Raw genomic sequence first — 17,164 nt, forward strand, 5'->3', positions numbered from 1 at the left:
GCAGGCTGAAAATAGCCCGGACACGCCTACGGAACGGCCGCGATGCAGTAGTAGGCTCGCGCCGCCGTTTGTTGGAACTCAAGGTCGACGCCGCGTGCCGACGCGGGACGTCACGAACGCGAAGGGCCCTCGTGACGCACGGGACCGAGCTGGGGGAGGCCATGCGCTTTCGCGGGAAGTCCATCCGCAGGAAGATCGTGGCATTGCTGCTCGTCCCCCTCGTCTCCCTCACCGGCCTGTGGGGTTTCGCCACGGTCCTCACGGGCCGCGAGGCCGACCAGCTCCTCGACGTCGGCTACATCGTCGACAAGGTCGGCCACCCGCTGGAGGACACCGCCCGGGTCATCCAGCTCGAACGCCGGCAGTCGCTCGTCTACCTCGCCGACCCCCGGGGCTCCGAGGCCCTCGACTCCCTGCGCGAGACCCGCCGGGCCACCGACCGGCAGATCGACCGCGTCCGCGCCAACGCCGCCGACCCCGGCGTCCGCGGGGAGATGCGGCCCGTCGCCGCCCAGCGGTTGAACGCCCTCCTCGAAGCGCTCGACGGCCTCGCGTCGCTCCGCCGTTCCGTGGAGCAGCGCAGCATCGGCCGCATGCAGGCACTCGACTTCTACAACCGGCTCGTCGACCCCTGCCACGCCTTCCTCCTCACCCTCCACGCCCTGGAGAACGTGGAGATGGACAAGCAGGGCCGTGCCCTCGTCGGCGTCACCCGCGCCCGCGAACTGCTCTCCCGCGAGGACGCCCTCGTGCTCTCCGCGCTCGTCGCGGACCGCGTCACCGCCCAGGAGGTACGCGCGGTGTCCGACCTGATCGCCAACCGCCGGCAGCTCTACGAGACCAACCTCGAACTCCTGCCCGCCGCCGAGCGCGGCCGCTTCGAGAAGTTCTGGCGCGGCCCCGAGACCCTGCCGCTGCGCACCGCCGAGGAAGCCGTCGTCTCCCAGGGCCCCACCGACAGCCCGCGCGCCGTCGCCGCCGCCCACTGGCAGGACGGGGCGGGTCCCGTCCTCGACGCCCTCGCCCGCGAGGACACCGCCGCCGGCGACCGCTACCAGGACCGCGTCCGGCCCGCCGCGTACAGCGTCCTCCTCAAGGCCGGCGTCGCCGGCGTCCTCGGTTTCCTCGCCCTGCTCGCCTCGGTCCTCATCTCCGTCCGCATCGGCCGCCGCCTCGTCCGCGACCTGCGCCGCCTCCAGAAGGAGGCCCAGGAGGTCTCCGGCGTACGGCTGCCCAGCGTCATGCGCAGGCTCGCCGCGGGCGAACAGGTCGACGTCACCACCGAGGTGCCCCACCTGCGCTACGGCGAGGACGAGGTCGGCCAGGTCGGCCAGGCCCTCAACACCCTCCAGCGCGCCGCCGTCGAGGCCGCCGTCAAGCAGGCGGAGCTGCGCCGCGGCGTCTCCGAGGTGTTCGTCAACCTCGCCCGCCGCAACCAGGTCCTGCTCCACCGCCAGCTCACCCTCCTCGACACCATGGAACGGCGCACGGAGGACACCGACGAGCTGGCCGACCTCTTCCGGCTCGACCACCTCACCACCCGCATGCGCCGGCACGCCGAGGGCCTCGTCATCCTGTCCGGCGCCGCCCCCTCCCGCCAGTGGCGCAAGCCCGTCCAGCTCATGGACGTCGTCCGCGCCGCCGTCGCCGAGGTCGAGGACTACGAGCGGATCGAGGTGCGCCGGCTGCCCCGCCTCGGCGTGGGCGGTCCCGCCGTCGCGGACCTCACCCACCTCATCGCCGAACTCCTGGAGAACGCCACCGTCTTCTCGCCCCCGCACACCGCCGTCCAGGTGCTCGGCGAGCGGGTCGCCAACGGCTTCACCCTGGAGATCCACGACCGGGGCCTCGGCATGAACCCCGACGCCCTGCTCGACGCCAACCTCCGCCTCGCCGAGACCCCCGAGTTCGAGCTCTCGGACACCGACCGCCTCGGCCTGTTCGTGGTCAGCCGCCTCGCCCAGCGCCAGAACGTCCGGGTCTCGCTCCAGACCTCGCCGTACGGGGGGACCACCGCGGTCGTCTTCATCCCCGCCGCGCTGCTCACCGACGCGCCCGAGACGGAGGGCGCCGGCTTCCGGCTCGACCGCAGGGCCCCCGGCCGCGCCGACGGCGACACCGCCCTGCCCACCCGGCGCCCGGCGCTCGCCAGGGTCCCCGACGTCACCGACGTGCCCGGTCCCGTCGACGGCCCCGTCGAGCTGGAGGCCCCGCTCGGCGGCGACGGGTTCGACGCGCTCCTCGACCGGTCCGCGGACCTCCTCGACACCGAGAGCGAGCGCGGCGGCCTGTTCAGGCCCCGGAGCCGCCGCCGTGCCGCCCCCGCGGGCGAGCAGCACGAGCAGGCCCCGGACCGGACCGCCGGCCGCGGCGAGGAGGACGCGCCCGGCGGCCCCGGCCACCGCTCCGTGCCGCTGCCGCGCCGCCGGGTCCCCACGCTCGTCGTGGACCACGGCCGCCGTGTCGACGGACCCGACCGCGCCCACCCGTCGCCGGACGGCCCCGGCCCGTCCCCCGACCGTGCCCGCCCCGCGCCGGACGACGCCCACCCGTTCCCCGGCCGGTCGCACCCCGCTTCCGACGGCCCCACCCTCGTCCCCGTACCGCCGCGAGGTCCCGTACCGCCGCGCGGTGCGGCACGGACGGAGGAGCCCGCACCGCCCCGGGGCCCCGCCCGCCCGGAAGGCCGCTCCGTACGGCCGGACGCCCCCGCGCGGCCGGAGGCCCCCGCGCCGCCGGCCCCCTTCGACGGCCTGCCCCGCCGCGTCCGCCAGGCCAGCCTGGCGCCCCAGCTGCGCGCGGACGACCGCCCGGCGGGACGCGGCGAAGCCGCCCGTACGGGCACCGGGGCCGCGTCCGGCGGTCCGGACTCCTTCGAGCGCGACGCCGAGGAGGTGCGCGCCCGGATGGCCGCCATGCAGCGCGGGTGGCAGCGCGGACGGCGGCACACCGACGACCCTGACGACCCGACAGCACCAGGAACGACACCCGAGGGGGACGGTCGATGACCGCACCGCACGCCGCAGCACCCAGCACGACCTCCGGAAACGGCGAACTGAACTGGCTCCTCGACGAACTCGTCCAGCGCGTCGGCTCCATCCGGAAGGCCCTGGTGCTCTCCGGCGACGGCCTTCCCACCGGCGCCTCCCGGGACCTGACCCGGGAGGACGGCGAGCACCTGGCCGCCGTCGCCTCGGGCTTCCACAGCCTGGCCAAGGGCGTCGGCCGCCACTTCGAGGCGGGCAAGGTGCGCCAGACGGTCGTCGAACTGGAGGACGCCTTCCTCTTCGTCACGGCCGCCGGGGACGGCAGCTGTCTCGCGGTGCTCGCGGACGCCGACTCCGACGTCGGCCAGGTCGCCTACGAGATGACGCTGATGGTGAAGCGGGTCGGGGCCCACCTCGCGACGGCCCCCCGGACCGGACTGCCCTCGGGAGGGTGAGTGGGACGGCATGAGTGACGCAGCCGAACGGAACCGGCCGGCGGCGGGGCGCGACCCGCGACCCCGCCACTGGTTCGACGACGAGGCCGGGCCGGTGGTCCGCCCGTACGCGATGACCCGCGGCCGGACGAGCGCCGCCACCCGCCACCGGCTCGACCTGATCGCGGTGGTCGTCCCCGAACCCGCCGCCGAAGACCCCGGCCGGGACCAGACGCTCTCCCCGGAACACGTGGAGATCGTCGAACGCTGCTCCGAGCAGCCCCAGTCGATCGCCGAGCTCGCCGCCGGACTCGATCTCCCCGTAGGGGTGGTCCGGGTCCTCGTCGGCGACCTCGTCGAGGACGAACTCGTCCATGTGACCCGCCCCGTTCCGCCGGCCGAGCTGCCGGACGTGAACATCCTCCGCGAGGTGATCAATGGCCTTCGGGCGCTCTAGCCGCACCAAGCCCTTCGTCGAACCCGTCACCCTGAAGATCCTCGTCGCCGGCGGGTTCGGGGTCGGCAAGACGACGCTGGTGGGCGCGGTCAGCGAGATCAGGCCCCTGCGGACCGAGGAGGTCCTCAGCGAGGCGGGGCGGCCCGTCGACGACCTGCACGGCGTCGAGGCCAAGAAGACCACCACCGTCGCCATGGACTTCGGCCGCATCACCCTCCGCGAGGACCTCGTCCTGTACCTGTTCGGCACCCCGGGCCAGGACCGCTTCTGGTTCCTCTGGGACGAGCTGGCCCAGGGCGCCCTGGGCGCGGTCGTCCTCGCGGACACCCGCCGCCTGGAGGACAGTTTCGCGGCCATCGACTACTTCGAGCGGCGCGGCATCCCGTTCACGGTGGCCGTCAACTGCTTCGAGGGCGCCCAGCGGTTCCCCGCCGAGAGCGTGCGCGGCGCGCTCGACCTCGACCCCGAGGTCGAGCTCCTGATGTGCGACGCGCGGGACCGGGAGTCCGTGAAGAACGTCCTCGTGGCGGTCGTCGAGAACGCCCTCGTCCTCGCGGACCGCGCCCACGCGGCCGTCACCTCCTGATCCCGGCGGGGGCCCCCGCCCGGGGGCCCTCCGCCGGGGGCTCAGTGCCCGGCCACCGACCGGCGCGCCACCGGGAAGTCGAAGAACGCGTCCGGGAACGGCTCCGGTTCGAACGTGAAGTGCCACCACTCCTCGGGCAGGTTCACGAACCCCTGCTCGGCCAGCGCGCCCTCGAGCAACCGCCGGTTGGCCCGCTGCGCGTCCGTGATCCGCGGGTCGTCGGTGTGCGAGAGGGTGTCGAAGCAGTCGTACCCGGTCCCCATGTCCACGGAGTTGTCGGGGAACCGTTCCGCCCGCGGCGCGTAGCACTCCACCAGTTCCTCGCCCGGCCGGTACGCGCGCGTGGGCCGCGCCGGCAGCCGCACGACCGTCAGGTCCACCGTCGAACCCCGGCTGTGCCCGGACTTCTCCGCGATGTAGCCGTCCTCGAACAGCCTCGACTTGTCGACCCGCGGATAGAACTCCTCCTTCATCCGCTCGTCCTCCAGGTCCTTCGCCCACCGCACGAAGTGGTCGACGGCCCGCTGCGGCCGGTAGCAGTCGTACACCTTCAGCGTGTAGCCCCGGGCGAGCAGCCGCGTCTGCGCCCGGTGCAGCGCCTCCGCCGCCGGCCGGGTCAGGAGGCACAGCGGCTGCCGGTAGCCGTCCACCCGTTCGCCCACGAAGTTGTGCGCCGTCGCGTACCGCATCTCCTGGAGGATCGTCGGATCGACGGAGGAGAGGGCCACGAACTCCCGTGGCGCCTTCGGCTCCGGCGCGGCCGACACCGGGGGAGCGGGGGCCGCGACGGAGCCGGTGGCGGCGAGCAGCCCGGCGGCGGCCGTGAGGGCGAGGGCGCGGAGGGCGGAGGCGGGCTTCGCCGGTCCTGTCCATCCTGTCAGTCCTGTCATGGACACCGTTTATCAGTTCCGGCGGCACCGGGAAAGGGCGGTCGCGTACGGTCGGACGGTGAAGGACTCCCACTGCTCCTCCTGCGGAGCACCCCACCGGGCCGGCGCGGCCTGGCCCCGCACCTGTCCGCGCTGCGGCCACACCGCCCACCGCAACCCGCTGCCCGTCGCCGTCGCCCTCCTGCCCGCCACGGACGCGGCCGGCGCGGGCCTCGTCGTCGTCACCCGCGCCATCGAGCCCCACCGGGGCGGGGTGGCGCTCCCCGGCGGCTTCATCGACCACGGCGAGGACTGGCGCGCCGCCGTCGTCCGCGAACTGCGCGAGGAGACCGGCATCGAGGCCGCCGCGGGAGAGGTCCGCCTGGCCGACGCGATGAGTTCCCCCTCCGGCCACCTCCTCCTCTTCGGCCTCCTCCCGCCCCGCCCGGCCTCCGCCCTGCCCGCCTCGGCCCCGACGGACGAGACCGCCGGCCACCACCTCCTCCGAACCACGGAGGAACTGGCCTTCCCGCTCCACACGGAGGCGGTGCGGAAGTGGTTCGGGGGAGAGTACGACTGAGGAACGCGAGCCGGGGACGCACCGGGACCGCGCCGCACGCCGGCCCCGCCCGGTGACCGCCCGGGGGAGGCGCCGGGCCGTCAGAGCCCCCGCACCCGCACCGGCAGCCCCGCCTCCTCCACCCCGTCGTCCGTCACCCGCTCCACCACCACCCGGCCGTCCACCGGGCGCGACTGGTACCGCTCGATCACGGCCGGCTCCCAGCCGTCCCCCGTGTCCCGTACGACGAGCCCCCCGCCCGTCCGCCCCGGGGCGGGCGCCCACACCTCCAGGGCGAGCCCGGCCTCCCCGTCCCGCACCGGGAGCACCGCGCCGGCCCTGGCCAGCACCGGTATCCGCGACAGGGGCGCGTCGAGCAGCACCTGTCCGGGCCCCTCGTACGCCCGCCCCGTCGCCGTGTCGTACCAGCGTCCGCGCGGCAGCCGCACCGCCCGCCGGCCGGCGCCCCGCGTGAGGACCGGCGCCACGAGCAGCGAGTCGCCGAGCAGGAACGCGTCCTCGCAGTCCCGCAGCGCCCGGTCCTCGGGCGTCCCCCACCACACCGGCCGGACGTACGGCGCGCCCGTCATCCGGGCGAGCCGCGCCAGGGTCGTGAAGTACGGTTGCAGGCGCTCCCGTTCGGCCAGCGCCGCGCGCGCGTGCTCCAGGACCCCGGGCCCGAACTCCCACGGCTCGCGCGGCCCGGGGCCGTCCCCCGCGCGCGTGCCGAAGAGCGGGAGCCACGCCGCCAGCTGGCAGCGGCGCAGGAACAGCTCCGGCGACGGCTCGTCACCGGGGGCCCCCGGGCCGGGGCCCGCGTACGGCACCCCGCACAGCCCGAGCCCCAGGACCGCGGCGAGCGAGGCCCGCAGCCCCGGCCACCCCGCCGGTCCGTCCGTCCAGACGCCCCCGTACCGCTGCGTGCCCGCCCAGCCGGAACGCGACAGCACGAAGGGCCGCTCCCCGGGTCGCGCCCGGCGCAGCCCCTCGTACCCGGCGCGGGCCATCGTCAGGCCGTACACGTTGTGCGCCTCCCGGTGGTCGCCGCCCCGGCCGTCCAGCGCGTGCCGCGCCGAGCGCGGCAGCGTCGGGTCGCCGAACGGGACGGGGAGGAACGGCTCGTTCCGGTCGTGCGCCACCCCGGAGGCGCCCGGCCCGAGCCGCTCCCCGTACAGCCCGCCCCACCACTCCCGCACCGCCGGATCGGTGAAGTCCGGGTAGGCGCACTCGCCCGCCCGCGCCGTCCCCCGCACCTCCCGGCCCCGGCCGTCCCGGACGAAGGCGTCCACCGCGCGCCCGCCGTCGTAGACCGGGTCCCCGGGCTCCGCCCGCACCGCCGGTTCCACGACCTGCACCAGCCGCACGCCCCGCTCCCGCAGCTCCGCCGCGAGCCCGGACGGGCCGTGCGGACCGGGGGCCCGCTCCCGCCGCCCGCCGCCCAGACGGACGGCGGAGAGCGGCAGACCCCGCTCCCGGTGCCCGTCCACCGCCGCCAGCACCTCCGCCGCGCCGCCGGAGTCCCCCCGCGCGTACTGCGGGCCGAGCGCCCAGGACGGCGGGAGCGCGGGCGCGCCCGTCAGCGCCGCCCAGCCGTGCAGCACGCGCGCGGGGGTGCCGACCACCACCCAGCAGCGCAGCGGACCGCCCTCCATCCGGAGCTCGCCGGTACCCGGCCGGTCGTGCCCGGAGCCGCCCCCCTCCTCGCCCTCGGCCAGGGTGAGCCGGCCGTCCCAGGAGTTGTCGTGGAACGCCAGGTGCGCACCGGCGTCCGAGACCACGAACTGCACCGGCATGGTGACCGGCGGCGGACCGTCCCCGGAAGCGCTCCCGGAGGCCGTGTTCCACAACCGGTACGAACCGTCCCGCAGCCGCGGCCCGTCCGCCCGCCCGCCGAGCCCGAAGAACCGCGCGTCGGCCGGCACCTCGCTGCGCTGCGCCCAGCGCGCGGTCCCGAAGCCCCCCGGAACCCCCGGGCCGACCCCGGCCGCCACGGGCTCCCACCAGCGCGGCGGCAGGTCCCGGCGGAGCACCAGCCCGCCCGGCGTGCGGATCTCCACCGCCCCGTACCGGGAGACCGCCACCGTCACCCGCTCCGACACGATCCGCCACCCGCCGTCCGTGTCCGGCTCCAGGGACGCCCGGGGGTCCGGTTCGGGCGCCTCGCCGGCCAGCGCGTACGAGGGAAGCGGCCCGGCGCCGTCCCACCCCCAGAAGACCGTGCCGCCCGCCGACACGCTCAGCCGCAGCGACGACCGGGCGAACCGGATCGTCCCGCCGCCCGGCGCGGGCTCCGCCGCCGTCGCGAGTCCCGGCACCCGGGCCCGCTCCGCCCCCCGCGGCGGCAGTCCCCACGCGTCCGTGCGACGCCGCCGCCACGCCGACCGCACCGCCCGCAGGCCCCCCACAGCACCCCACACCCTCACCGAACGCAGCAGTCCACGACCGTTCATGCGGCTCACCCTGCCACCCGCCGGAGGCCCGGGAAGCTCCGTTCAACCGCCGTTCACCCGTGGTGGGAGCACATGTTCAACCGGCCGACCGTGGGCGGGCAACCCTGGTGCGAAAGACGATCACATGGCATCGTCCTGTCAGCCGCGTCACGCGCACACCCCAGCACGTGCGCGGGACACACGCAGACCCCGCGTACAGCCAGGGAGCCGCCCCATGACATCAGCGCAGACCGAGCCGCTCTGGCAGCCGGACGAGGAACGCATCGCCACGGCCGCCGTCACCCGCTTCCAGGCCTGGGCCGCCGAACACCACGGCGCTCCCGCCGAGGGCGGGTACCCGGCGCTCCACCGCTGGTCGGTCGAGGAGCTCGAAGCGTTCTGGCGGGCGGTCGCCGAATGGTTCGGCATCCGTTTCTCCACCCCGTACGAACGGGTCCTGGGCGACCGCTCGATGCCCGGCGCCGACTGGTTCCCCGGCGCCGCCCTCAACTACGCCGAGCACGCCCTGCGCACCGCCGACGAGCGCCCCCACGACACGGCCCTGCTCCACGTGGACGAGACGCACGAGCCCACGCCGACCACCTGGGCCGAGCTCCGCCGCCAGGTCGGCTCCCTGGCCGCCGAACTGCGCGCCCTCGGCGTACGCCCCGGCGACCGGGTCAGCGGCTACCTGCCCAACGTCCCGCAGGCCGTCGTGGCCCTCCTCGCCACCGCCGCCGTCGGCGGCGTGTGGACCTCCTGTGCCCCGGACTTCGGCGCCCGCAGCGTCCTGGACCGCTTCCAGCAGGTCGAACCGGTCGTCCTCTTCACCGTCGACGGCTACCGCTACGGAGGCAAGGAGCACGACCGCCGCGACACCGCCGCCGAACTGCGCGCCGAACTCCCGACCCTCCGCGCGGTCGTCCACGTCCCGCTCCTCGGCACCCCGGCCCCCGAAGGGACCCTCGCCTGGTCGGACCTGGTGGCCGCCGACGTCGAGCCGGTCTACGAACAGGTCCCCTTCTCCCACCCCCTGTGGGTCCTGTACTCCTCCGGCACCACCGGCCTGCCGAAGGCGATCGTCCAGTCCCAGGGCGGCATCCTCGTCGAGCACGTCAAGCAGCTGGGCCTGCACTGCGACCTCGGCCCCGACGACGTGTTCTTCTGGTACACCTCCACCGGCTGGATGATGTGGAACTTCCTCGTCTCCGGCCTGCTCACCGGAACGACGATCGTCCTGTACGACGGCAGCCCCGGCCACCCCGACACCGCCGCCCAGTGGCGCGTCGCCGAACGCACCCGCGCCACCCTGTACGGCACCTCCGCCGCGTACGTGATGGCCTGCGCCAAGGCGGACGTGCACCCCGGCCGGGACTTCGACCTCTCGGCCGTGAAGTGCGTCGCCACCACCGGCTCCCCGCTGCCCCCCGACGGCTTCCGCTGGCTCCACGACGAGGTCCGCGAGAACCTCTGGATCGCCTCCGTCAGCGGCGGCACGGACGTCTGCTCCTGCTTCGCAGGCGCCGTCCCCACCCTCCCCGTCCACGTCGGCGAACTCCAGGCGGCCGGACTCGGCACCGACCTCCAGGCCTGGGACCCCTCCGGGAAGCCCGTCACCGGCGAGGTCGGCGAACTCGTCGTCACCAACCCCATGCCGTCCATGCCGATCCGCTTCTGGAACGACCCCGACGGCAGCCGCTACCGCGACAGCTACTTCGAGATGTTCCCGGGCGTGTGGCGCCACGGCGACTGGATCACGATCACCGGCCACGGCTCGGTCGTCATCCACGGCCGCTCCGACTCCACCCTCAACCGGCAGGGCGTCCGCATGGGGAGCGCCGACATCTACGAGGCCGTGGAACGCCTTCCGGAGATCCGCGAGTCCCTGGTCATCGGCCTGGAGGAGCCGGACGGCGGCTACTGGATGCCGCTCTTCGTGCACCTGGCGGAGGGCGCCGCCCTCGACGACGAACTGGTCGACCGCATCAAGCGCACCATCCGCGCCGAACTCTCCCCGCGCCACGTCCCCGACGAGATCATCGAGGTGCCGGGCGTCCCGCACACCCTCACCGGCAAGCGCATCGAGGTCCCGGTCAAGCGCCTCCTCCAGGGCACCCCCCTGGCCAAGGCCGTCAACGCCGGCTCGGTCGACGACCTGGACCTCCTCCACTTCTACGAGACCCTGGCCGCCAACCGCCGCGGCTAGGACGGGCACCGGGAGCGCGGCCGGGGCGGACGCGGGAGTCCCGCCCCGCCCTCCGGGCGGACGGCGCCCCTTCCGTCCCGCGTCCCGGGGCGGGGACGGGGGGACGGAAGGAGCGCCGTCCCGCAGGCGGCCGGGCCCCTCACGCCCACGCCCAGGAGCCCCGGTGGCCCGGCCGGGCCACCGGGAGGCCACGGCCCCCCCCGTACGCGTCCCGCCGGGCCTCACCCCCCGTACGTCGCCTGCCCGTCGCCCAGGACCTCCGCGAAGTCCGCCGCGAGCCGTGCCGCGTCGGGGGGCGCGAGCGTCGCCGTCGTGATCCGTACCGCGGGCGGTGCCGCGATCCGGAACCGCGCCCCCGCGGCCACCCACCAGCCCCGCGTCCGCAGCCCGTTGACCACGGCCGACTCGTCCCGCACCGGCACCCACACGTTCAGCCCGCTCGCGCCGACGGCCCGGACGCGGTGCGCGCCGAGCGCGCCGATCAGCGCCGCCCGCCGCTCCGCGTAGGCCTTCTCCCCGGCCGCCACCAGGGCGCGCACCGCCTCGTCGGCGAACAGGCCGGCCACGGTCTCCTGGAGCACGTGGCTGACCCAGCCCGACGTCATCAGCATCCGGCCGTCGTGCCGCGCCAGGGTCACCGCGTCGCACGCGACCCCGGCCCACCGCAGGTCGATCCCGAGGTGCTTGGACACCGTCCGGACCTGCGCCCACCGGTCGAGCCCGGCCGCGGCGAGCGTGTGGGCGGCGGCCCCGCCGATCTCGGCGTTGTGGTCGTCCTCGACGACGAGCACGTCGGGGAACTCCCGGACCACCTCCACCAGCGCGTCCCGCCGCGACCGGGTGAAGAACGCCCCGGTCGGGCACTGCCCCCGGGGACTGCACACCACCGCGCGCGCCCCGCTCCGCAGCGCCGTCCGCAGCGACTCCGGTACGAGCCCCTCGCCGTCCACCGCCACCGGCACCGTCCGCAGCCCGAGCGCGGGCACCAGATCGAGCAGGTGGTGGAAGCCGGGGTCCTCCACGGCCACGGCGTCACCGGGCCGCAGTTCCGTCGAGAGCAGCCGCGCCACGCAGTCGAGGGCCCCGTGCGCGAACGTCACGTGCCGCGCGGACACCCCGTCGCGCTCGAACCACGCCCTGGTCAGGGCTTCGAGGGACGCGAGACGCGGCGCGGCGCGATGGGAGCCGTACGCGGGGACGACGGCCGCCGGCGGACGCAGGACGGGCAGGAAGGCCGGGTCCGGATGTCCGCCGGCGAGGTCGACCAGGCCCTCCGGTACGCGCGGGGGGCGCCGGGAGGCCACTGACGGGACCTCGGCCACCACGGTCCCGCCCCGGCCCCGGGTGACGACCAGGCCCCGCCGCCGCAGCTCCTTGTAGGCCGTGGCGACGGTCCCCGGACTCACCCCCAGTCCGTCCGCGAGCCGCCGCACCGGCGGCAGGGCGTCCCCCGGGGCGAGCCGGCCCTCGGTCACGCCCCGCTCCACGGACGCGGCGATCCCCTTGGCGGTGACGCCCTCGATCACATACTGTGCTGTCACGTAAAGAATTATGTATCAATACAAATGGAGACGCAAGGGGCTCCCGCGCGGAACACGGACGGCGGGGCACGGCGCGTCACAGGGGGACCCATGAGCCGCACCGCCCGACCCGCCCGGACGCTCCCCGGGCGCCGGACCCCCCTCAGGGACCGCGTCCCCGGCGGCGCGGACGGCCGCCGCATGCTCCTCGTCGGCTTCATCGACAAGTGCGGCACCGGCCTCTGGTCCACCGCCATGGCCCTCTACTTCACCTACGTCACCGGCCTCGGACTCGGCCGGGTCGGCCTCCTCGTCGCCCTCTCCGGCGCGGCGGGCATCGCCGGCGCGCCGCTCGGCGGGCGCCTCGCCGACCGCTTCCCCCTCGTCCGCGTCATCATCTGCGCCCAACTCCTGCGCGCCGCGGCCCTCCTGGCCCTCCTCACCACCGACCGCTACCTCCTCCTCGTCCTCTTCTCCGCCGCCGGCGCCCTCCCCGACCGCGCCACCAACGTCCTCACCAAGCTCTACGCCGCCCGCGTCGCGGGTCCCGAACGCGTCCGCTACCAGGCCATCAACCGCACCGTCTCCAACTTCGGCTGGACACTCGGCGGCCTCGGCGCCGCGGCGGCGCTCGCCGTCGGCTCCACCACCGCCTTCCAGCTCCTGCTCGTCGGCGACGCCCTCTCCTACCTGGTGATGGCGGCCCTCACCCTCCGCTGCGCCGAACCCCCCGCCCCCGCCTCCCGCGTCGCCGCCTCCGCCGGCACCGCCCCCGCCGCGGCGCCCTCCAATCCCTGGCGCGACCGGGGCTTCCTCGCCTTCACGGCGGGGGAGAGCGTCTTCTTCCTCCACGACTCGATCCTCCAGGTCGCCCTCCCGCTCTGGATCGTCCACGCCACCGACGCGCCCGTGGGCCTCGCCCCGCTCCTCCTCGTCGCCAACAGCGTCCTCGTCGTCCTCTTCCAGGTCCCGCTCTCCCGCCTCGGCGCCACCACCGACGCCGCCCGCCGCCTGCTCGCCCCCCTCGCGGTCCTCTTCGCCGCCGGCACCCTCGCCGTCTGCGTCTCCGCGCTCGGCGGCCGCACCCTGGCCGTCGCCGCCCTGGTCACCGCGGCCGTCGTCCTCTCCTTCGCCGAGATGATCCACACCATCGCCTCCTGGGAGATCTCCGTCGCGCTCGCCCCCGACGACGCCCAGGGCGCCTACCTCGGAGTCCACGGCCTCGCCCAGTCCACCCAGCGCTTCGCGGGCCCCCTCCTGATGACCGGACTCGTCTCCGCCGGGCCCTTCGCCTGGCCCTTCCTCGGCGCCGTCCTCGTCGCCACCGTCGCCGCCCAGAACCGGCTCGTCCGCCGACGCCTCCCCGGATCGTCACTGTCAGTGGCGAAGGTTACGGTGAGTGAGAACTGATCGGACCGTCACCAGGGGGAGACATGACACGGATCGGAACCACCACGGCGAGCCTCCGCCGCGCACTGCGCCGCGAGGTCCCCAGCACCGTCGGCCTCCTCGCCGACGAACAGGACTTCGCGGCCATGCGGCGGTACCGCACCTTCGCCTTCGACGACCACCCCACCTACCTCCGGCAGGTGGAGGCCCTCCTCAAATCCCTCGCCACCCGGGGCGGACACACCACCGTCGCCCTCTTCGACCCCGGGGAGTACGCGGCCTGGTGCGCCGAGACCGGCACCGACCCCGACCTCCCCGCGAGCCGCAGCCGCTTCACCGCCCACCTCGCCGCCACCGGCGCCCGCGTCACCTACACCGGGCAGCCCCTCACCGCCCTCCTCCCCGAACTCGTCGACACCGCCGTCCGCCAGGCCACCTGGGAGTACGCCACCACCGTCCTCGCCACCGCCGGCGACTGCGCGAGCTGCGGCGAGGACATCGGCGAAGCCGCCTACGAACGCGCCGCGCACACGCTCGTACGCCTCCTCGAAGCCGCCGGGACGGGCACCCACCACCTCGTCTGCAGCGTCGCCGCCGCCGACCAGCTCCTCGCCGTCCTCCACAGCGACGGCACCGCACCGCCGGGGGACACCGGACCGACCGCGCCCGCCGCGGAGTTCACCGCCGTCCTCGCCGCCGGCATCGCCCTCGGGGCACCCGGGGGAGTCGTCCTGCGCACCACCGTGCCCGGCGCCCCGGACCGCCTCCACGGCTGGCGCCTCACCGGCGGCACCCTGACCCCCCTCACCGAGGCCGAGGTCTTCTCCGCCTACTGCACCGACGCCCGCACGGGAGAGCCCCTCCCCCCGGAACCCGGGGTCGAGTACCGCGCCGGCTTCCCCCTCGCCCCCGGCCCCGGGGACGAGGGGGAAGCCCACCACTGACCCCGCCCACGACGAAGGGGCTCCCCGCCACCTCCGTGACGGAAAGCCCCTTCGTCGTCGCCCGCCCGGGATCACTCCCCGGACAGCACCGCCTGAGCGGCCAGCCGCGCGTCGTGCGCCGTGTCCGCGGCCCGCGCCGCGGCCGCGGCCCGCTCGCACTGCGCCAGCGTGTACGTGGCCAGCGTCGCCCGTACGTACGGGATGGACGCCGCGCCCATCGAGAGGGAGGTGACCCCCAGACCCGTCAGCACGCACGCCAGCAGCGGGTCCGAGGCGGCCTCGCCGCAGACGCCGCAGCTCTTGCCCTCGGCCTTGGCCGCCTCGGCGGACAGCGCCACCAGGTCGAGCAGCGCCGGCTGCCACGGGTCCTGGAGCCGGGACACCGCACCGACCTGCCGGTCGGCCGCGAAGGTGTACTGCGCCAGGTCATTGGTACCGAGCGACAGGAACTCGACCTCCTGGAGGATCGAGCGCGCCCGCAGCGCGGCCGACGGGATCTCGACCATCGCGCCGTACTTCGCCCGCAGCCCCGCCTCGCGGCACGCGTCGGCGAACGCCTTCGCGTCCGTACGGTCGGCCACCATCGGCGCCATGACCTCGAGGTAGACGGGCAGCCCCTCGGCCGCCTTCGCCAGCGCGGTCAGCTGGGTCCGCAGCACCTCCGGGTGGTCGAGCAGCGACCGCAGCCCCCGCACGCCGAGCGCCGGGTTCGGCTCGTCCGCCGGCGTCAGGAAGTCCAGCGGCTTGTCGGCGCCGGCGTCGAGCACCCGCACCACCACCCGGCCCTCGGGGAACGCCTCGAGCACCTGCCGGTAGGCCTCGACCTGCTTCTCCTCGGACGGAGCCTTCCCGCTGTCGTCCAGGAAGAGGAACTCCGTACGGAACAGGCCGACGCCCTCCGCACCGGCCTCCACGGCCGCCGGCACGTCCGCCGGGCCGCCGACGTTGGCCAGCAGCGGCACCTTGTGCCCGTCCGAGGTCGCGCCCGGCCCGGTGGAGGTGGTCAGCGCGGCCTTGCGCTCGGCGGCCGCGGCGGTCAGCTCCGCCTTCTTCTCCTCGCTCGGCTCCACGAAGAGCTCACCGGTGGAACCGTCGACCGCGATCAGCGTGCCCTCGGCCAGCTCGCCCGCGCCCGGCAGCGCCACGATGGCCGGCACGCCCAGCGCCCGCGCGAGGATCGCGCTGTGGCTGGTCGGCCCGCCCTCCTCGGTCACGAATCCGAGCACGAGGGCCGGGTCGAGCAGCGCCGTGTCGGCGGGCGCCAGGTCCCGCGCGATCAGCACGTAGGGCTCGTCGCTGTCCGGCACGCCCGGCATCGGTACGCCGAGCAGCCGCGCGACGATCCGGTTCCGCACGTCGTCCAGGTCCGCGACCCGGCCCGCCATGTACTCGCCGGCGCCGGCGAGCAGCTCGCGGTAGTGCGAGAAGGCGTCGTAGACGCCGCGCTCGGCCGTGCTGCCGACCGCGATCCGGCGGTCGACGTCGGCGATGAGCTCCGGGTCCTGCGCGATCATCGCCTGGGCCTCCAGCACCGCCTGGGCCTCGCCACCGGCGAGGTTGCCCCGGGCGACGAGGTCCGCGGCCACGGCCTCCACGGCCTGACGGGCACGCCCCTGTTCGCGCTCCGCCTCCTCGGCCGGAACCGATTTGGCCGGCGGTTCCAGGACCGCGGTGCCCATGTGCCGGACCTCGCCGATCGCCACTCCGTGGCTGACGCCGACGCCTCGCAGCGTTGTCTCCATCTCACCCGTCTCCGATTGAGCGGCGGCCCGGGCCGCCGCGTTGAATGTCCCACGCGCGGTCGTCACAGCGGACGGACCGGCTCAGTTCCAGGCGAAGAGGCGGTCGCCGGTCTTCACGTCGCCTTCCTCGGCGACCTCGGAGAGCGAGTCGGCGGTGGCCTCCAGGGCCACGACGGGACAGATGGGCGACTTGCCGGCGGCCTCGACCTCGGCGGGGTTCCAGCGCACGACGGCCTGTCCGCGCGTCACGGTGTCACCCTTGTTCACGAGCAGTTCGAAACCCTGCCCGTTGAGCTGGACGGTGTCGATGCCGAGGTGGGTCAGGACACCGTGTCCCTCGCCGTCGACGACGACGAAGGCGTGCGGGTGCATGGAGACGATGACCCCGTCGATGGGCGAGACGACCTCGGAGGGCTCGCGTACGGGATCGACGGCGGTACCGGGACCGACCATCGCACCGGAGAAGACCGGGTCGGGAACTGCGGCGAGACCGATGGCGCGTCCGGCAAGCGGCGACGTCACGGTTGTCATGGGAAGCCTCCCAGGGGCGGAGATGGAGTGGCGCCGTCACTGCCTGTCCTGGACGGCGTACTGTTCAGAAGCGTATGTCATAGGAAGTCCCGGTTCCGCACGAGACGTACCAGTTGGGCGGAGCTAGGGACTACCAGCGACGGTTTGCCTCCACTGGCGGTGGGATGTACTGTCGTACTTCTGCCCGACCCCAACGCGGCCTTGAGTCGTGGGTCGGCAGTGCCTGTCAGGCCAGATCCTAACCCCAGTGGTCTACACCTCTGCGTGCTCGCAGGGGGGTGGTCGGAGGGACGCGGAAGGCCTGGTAATGTTTGACCCCGCCGGGAACGGAAAGCGCGAAAGCGAATTCCGCCTCCGGCAGCCCGCTCCAGCGGGTGGCGGAAACGGAAATCGGATCTGCTAAGCTGGAAACACGAAAGACCGAAGGGAAAAGCCCGGAGGAAAGCCCGGAAGGGTGAGTACGAAGGAAGCGTCCGTTCCTTGAGAACTCAACAGCGTGCCAAAAATCAAC

At 74.9% G+C, this 17,164-nt stretch carries 13 protein-coding genes; 8 read left to right on the forward strand and 5 right to left on the reverse strand.

From position 1 onward, the window contains the following. Positions 1 to 161 precede the first annotated feature (161 nt). The 4 genes from ACZ3IL_RS17740 to ACZ3IL_RS17755 are packed head-to-tail and all read left to right on the forward strand — an operon-like array spanning position 162 to position 4,464. Entirely contained in the window at positions 162 to 3,008 is a 2,847-nt protein-coding gene (locus ACZ3IL_RS17740; protein WP_467391351.1) for a sensor histidine kinase, read from the forward strand. Next, the gene (locus ACZ3IL_RS17745; RefSeq protein ID WP_467391317.1) at positions 3,005 to 3,442 is read left to right on the forward strand and encodes a roadblock/LC7 domain-containing protein; all 438 of its coding nucleotides are present in this window, start codon (positions 3,005 to 3,007) and stop codon (positions 3,440 to 3,442) included. The genes ACZ3IL_RS17740 and ACZ3IL_RS17745 overlap by 4 nt, the downstream gene beginning before the upstream one ends. Before the next feature lie 10 nt (positions 3,443 to 3,452). Further along, positions 3,453 to 3,878, forward strand: coding sequence for a DUF742 domain-containing protein (locus tag ACZ3IL_RS17750; protein ID WP_467391318.1), 426 nt, complete (start codon positions 3,453 to 3,455; stop codon positions 3,876 to 3,878). After that, positions 3,859 to 4,464: a GTP-binding protein gene (locus tag ACZ3IL_RS17755; RefSeq protein ID WP_467391319.1), complete on the forward strand. Its 606-nt coding sequence runs from the start codon at positions 3,859 to 3,861 to the stop codon at positions 4,462 to 4,464. Before ACZ3IL_RS17750 ends, ACZ3IL_RS17755 begins: the two co-directional genes overlap by 20 nt. 41 nt (positions 4,465 to 4,505) lie before the next feature. Here the strand turns inward: ACZ3IL_RS17755 and ACZ3IL_RS17760 are convergent, their stop codons facing one another. Further along, on the reverse strand, positions 4,506 to 5,354 hold the full coding sequence (locus ACZ3IL_RS17760; RefSeq protein WP_467391320.1) for a M15 family metallopeptidase: 849 nt from the start codon (positions 5,352 to 5,354) through the stop codon (positions 4,506 to 4,508). Between ACZ3IL_RS17760 and ACZ3IL_RS17765 the strand changes: the two genes are divergently transcribed. Further along, on the forward strand, positions 5,353 to 5,913 hold the full coding sequence (locus ACZ3IL_RS17765) for an NUDIX domain-containing protein (protein WP_467391321.1): 561 nt from the start codon (positions 5,353 to 5,355) through the stop codon (positions 5,911 to 5,913). The genes ACZ3IL_RS17760 and ACZ3IL_RS17765 overlap by 2 nt on opposite strands. Before the next feature lie 80 nt (positions 5,914 to 5,993). Here ACZ3IL_RS17765 and ACZ3IL_RS17770 read toward each other — a convergent pair whose 3' ends face one another. Then, complete coding sequence (locus ACZ3IL_RS17770) at positions 5,994 to 8,342, reverse strand: glycoside hydrolase family 31 protein (RefSeq protein ID WP_467391322.1); 2,349 nt, start codon at positions 8,340 to 8,342, stop codon at positions 5,994 to 5,996. A 214-nt stretch (positions 8,343 to 8,556) separates the two neighbouring features. Between ACZ3IL_RS17770 and ACZ3IL_RS17775 the strand changes: the two genes are divergently transcribed. Further along, positions 8,557 to 10,527: an acetoacetate--CoA ligase gene (locus ACZ3IL_RS17775; RefSeq protein WP_467391323.1), complete on the forward strand. Its 1,971-nt coding sequence runs from the start codon at positions 8,557 to 8,559 to the stop codon at positions 10,525 to 10,527. A gap of 221 nt (positions 10,528 to 10,748) precedes the next feature. Here ACZ3IL_RS17775 and ACZ3IL_RS17780 read toward each other — a convergent pair whose 3' ends face one another. Beyond that, positions 10,749 to 12,068 carry a GntR family transcriptional regulator gene (locus tag ACZ3IL_RS17780; protein ID WP_467391324.1) on the reverse strand — a complete coding sequence of 440 codons (1,320 nt, stop codon included), beginning with the start codon at positions 12,066 to 12,068 and terminating at the stop codon, positions 10,749 to 10,751. A 90-nt stretch (positions 12,069 to 12,158) separates the two neighbouring features. On the opposite strand from ACZ3IL_RS17780, the gene ACZ3IL_RS17785 reads away from it, so the two are divergent. Both ACZ3IL_RS17785 and ACZ3IL_RS17790 read left to right on the forward strand, forming a co-directional pair. After that, on the forward strand, positions 12,159 to 13,457 hold the full coding sequence (locus tag ACZ3IL_RS17785) for an MFS transporter (RefSeq protein WP_467391325.1): 1,299 nt from the start codon (positions 12,159 to 12,161) through the stop codon (positions 13,455 to 13,457). Positions 13,458 to 13,480: 23 nt separating this feature from the next. Beyond that, the gene (locus tag ACZ3IL_RS17790) at positions 13,481 to 14,380 is read left to right on the forward strand and encodes a hypothetical protein (protein ID WP_467391326.1); all 900 of its coding nucleotides are present in this window, start codon (positions 13,481 to 13,483) and stop codon (positions 14,378 to 14,380) included. Positions 14,381 to 14,451: 71 nt separating this feature from the next. Here ACZ3IL_RS17790 and ptsP read toward each other — a convergent pair whose 3' ends face one another. Further along, positions 14,452 to 16,122, reverse strand: a complete 1,671-nt coding sequence (gene ptsP / locus ACZ3IL_RS17795) for a phosphoenolpyruvate--protein phosphotransferase (protein WP_467391327.1) — start codon at positions 16,120 to 16,122, stop codon at positions 14,452 to 14,454. A gap of 81 nt (positions 16,123 to 16,203) precedes the next feature. Then, the gene (locus tag ACZ3IL_RS17800; RefSeq protein WP_467391328.1) at positions 16,204 to 16,653 is read right to left on the reverse strand and encodes a PTS sugar transporter subunit IIA; all 450 of its coding nucleotides are present in this window, start codon (positions 16,651 to 16,653) and stop codon (positions 16,204 to 16,206) included. Between the last annotated feature and the right edge of the window lie 511 nt (positions 16,654 to 17,164).

The organism is Streptomyces sp. NPDC014907 (assembly GCF_055562975.1).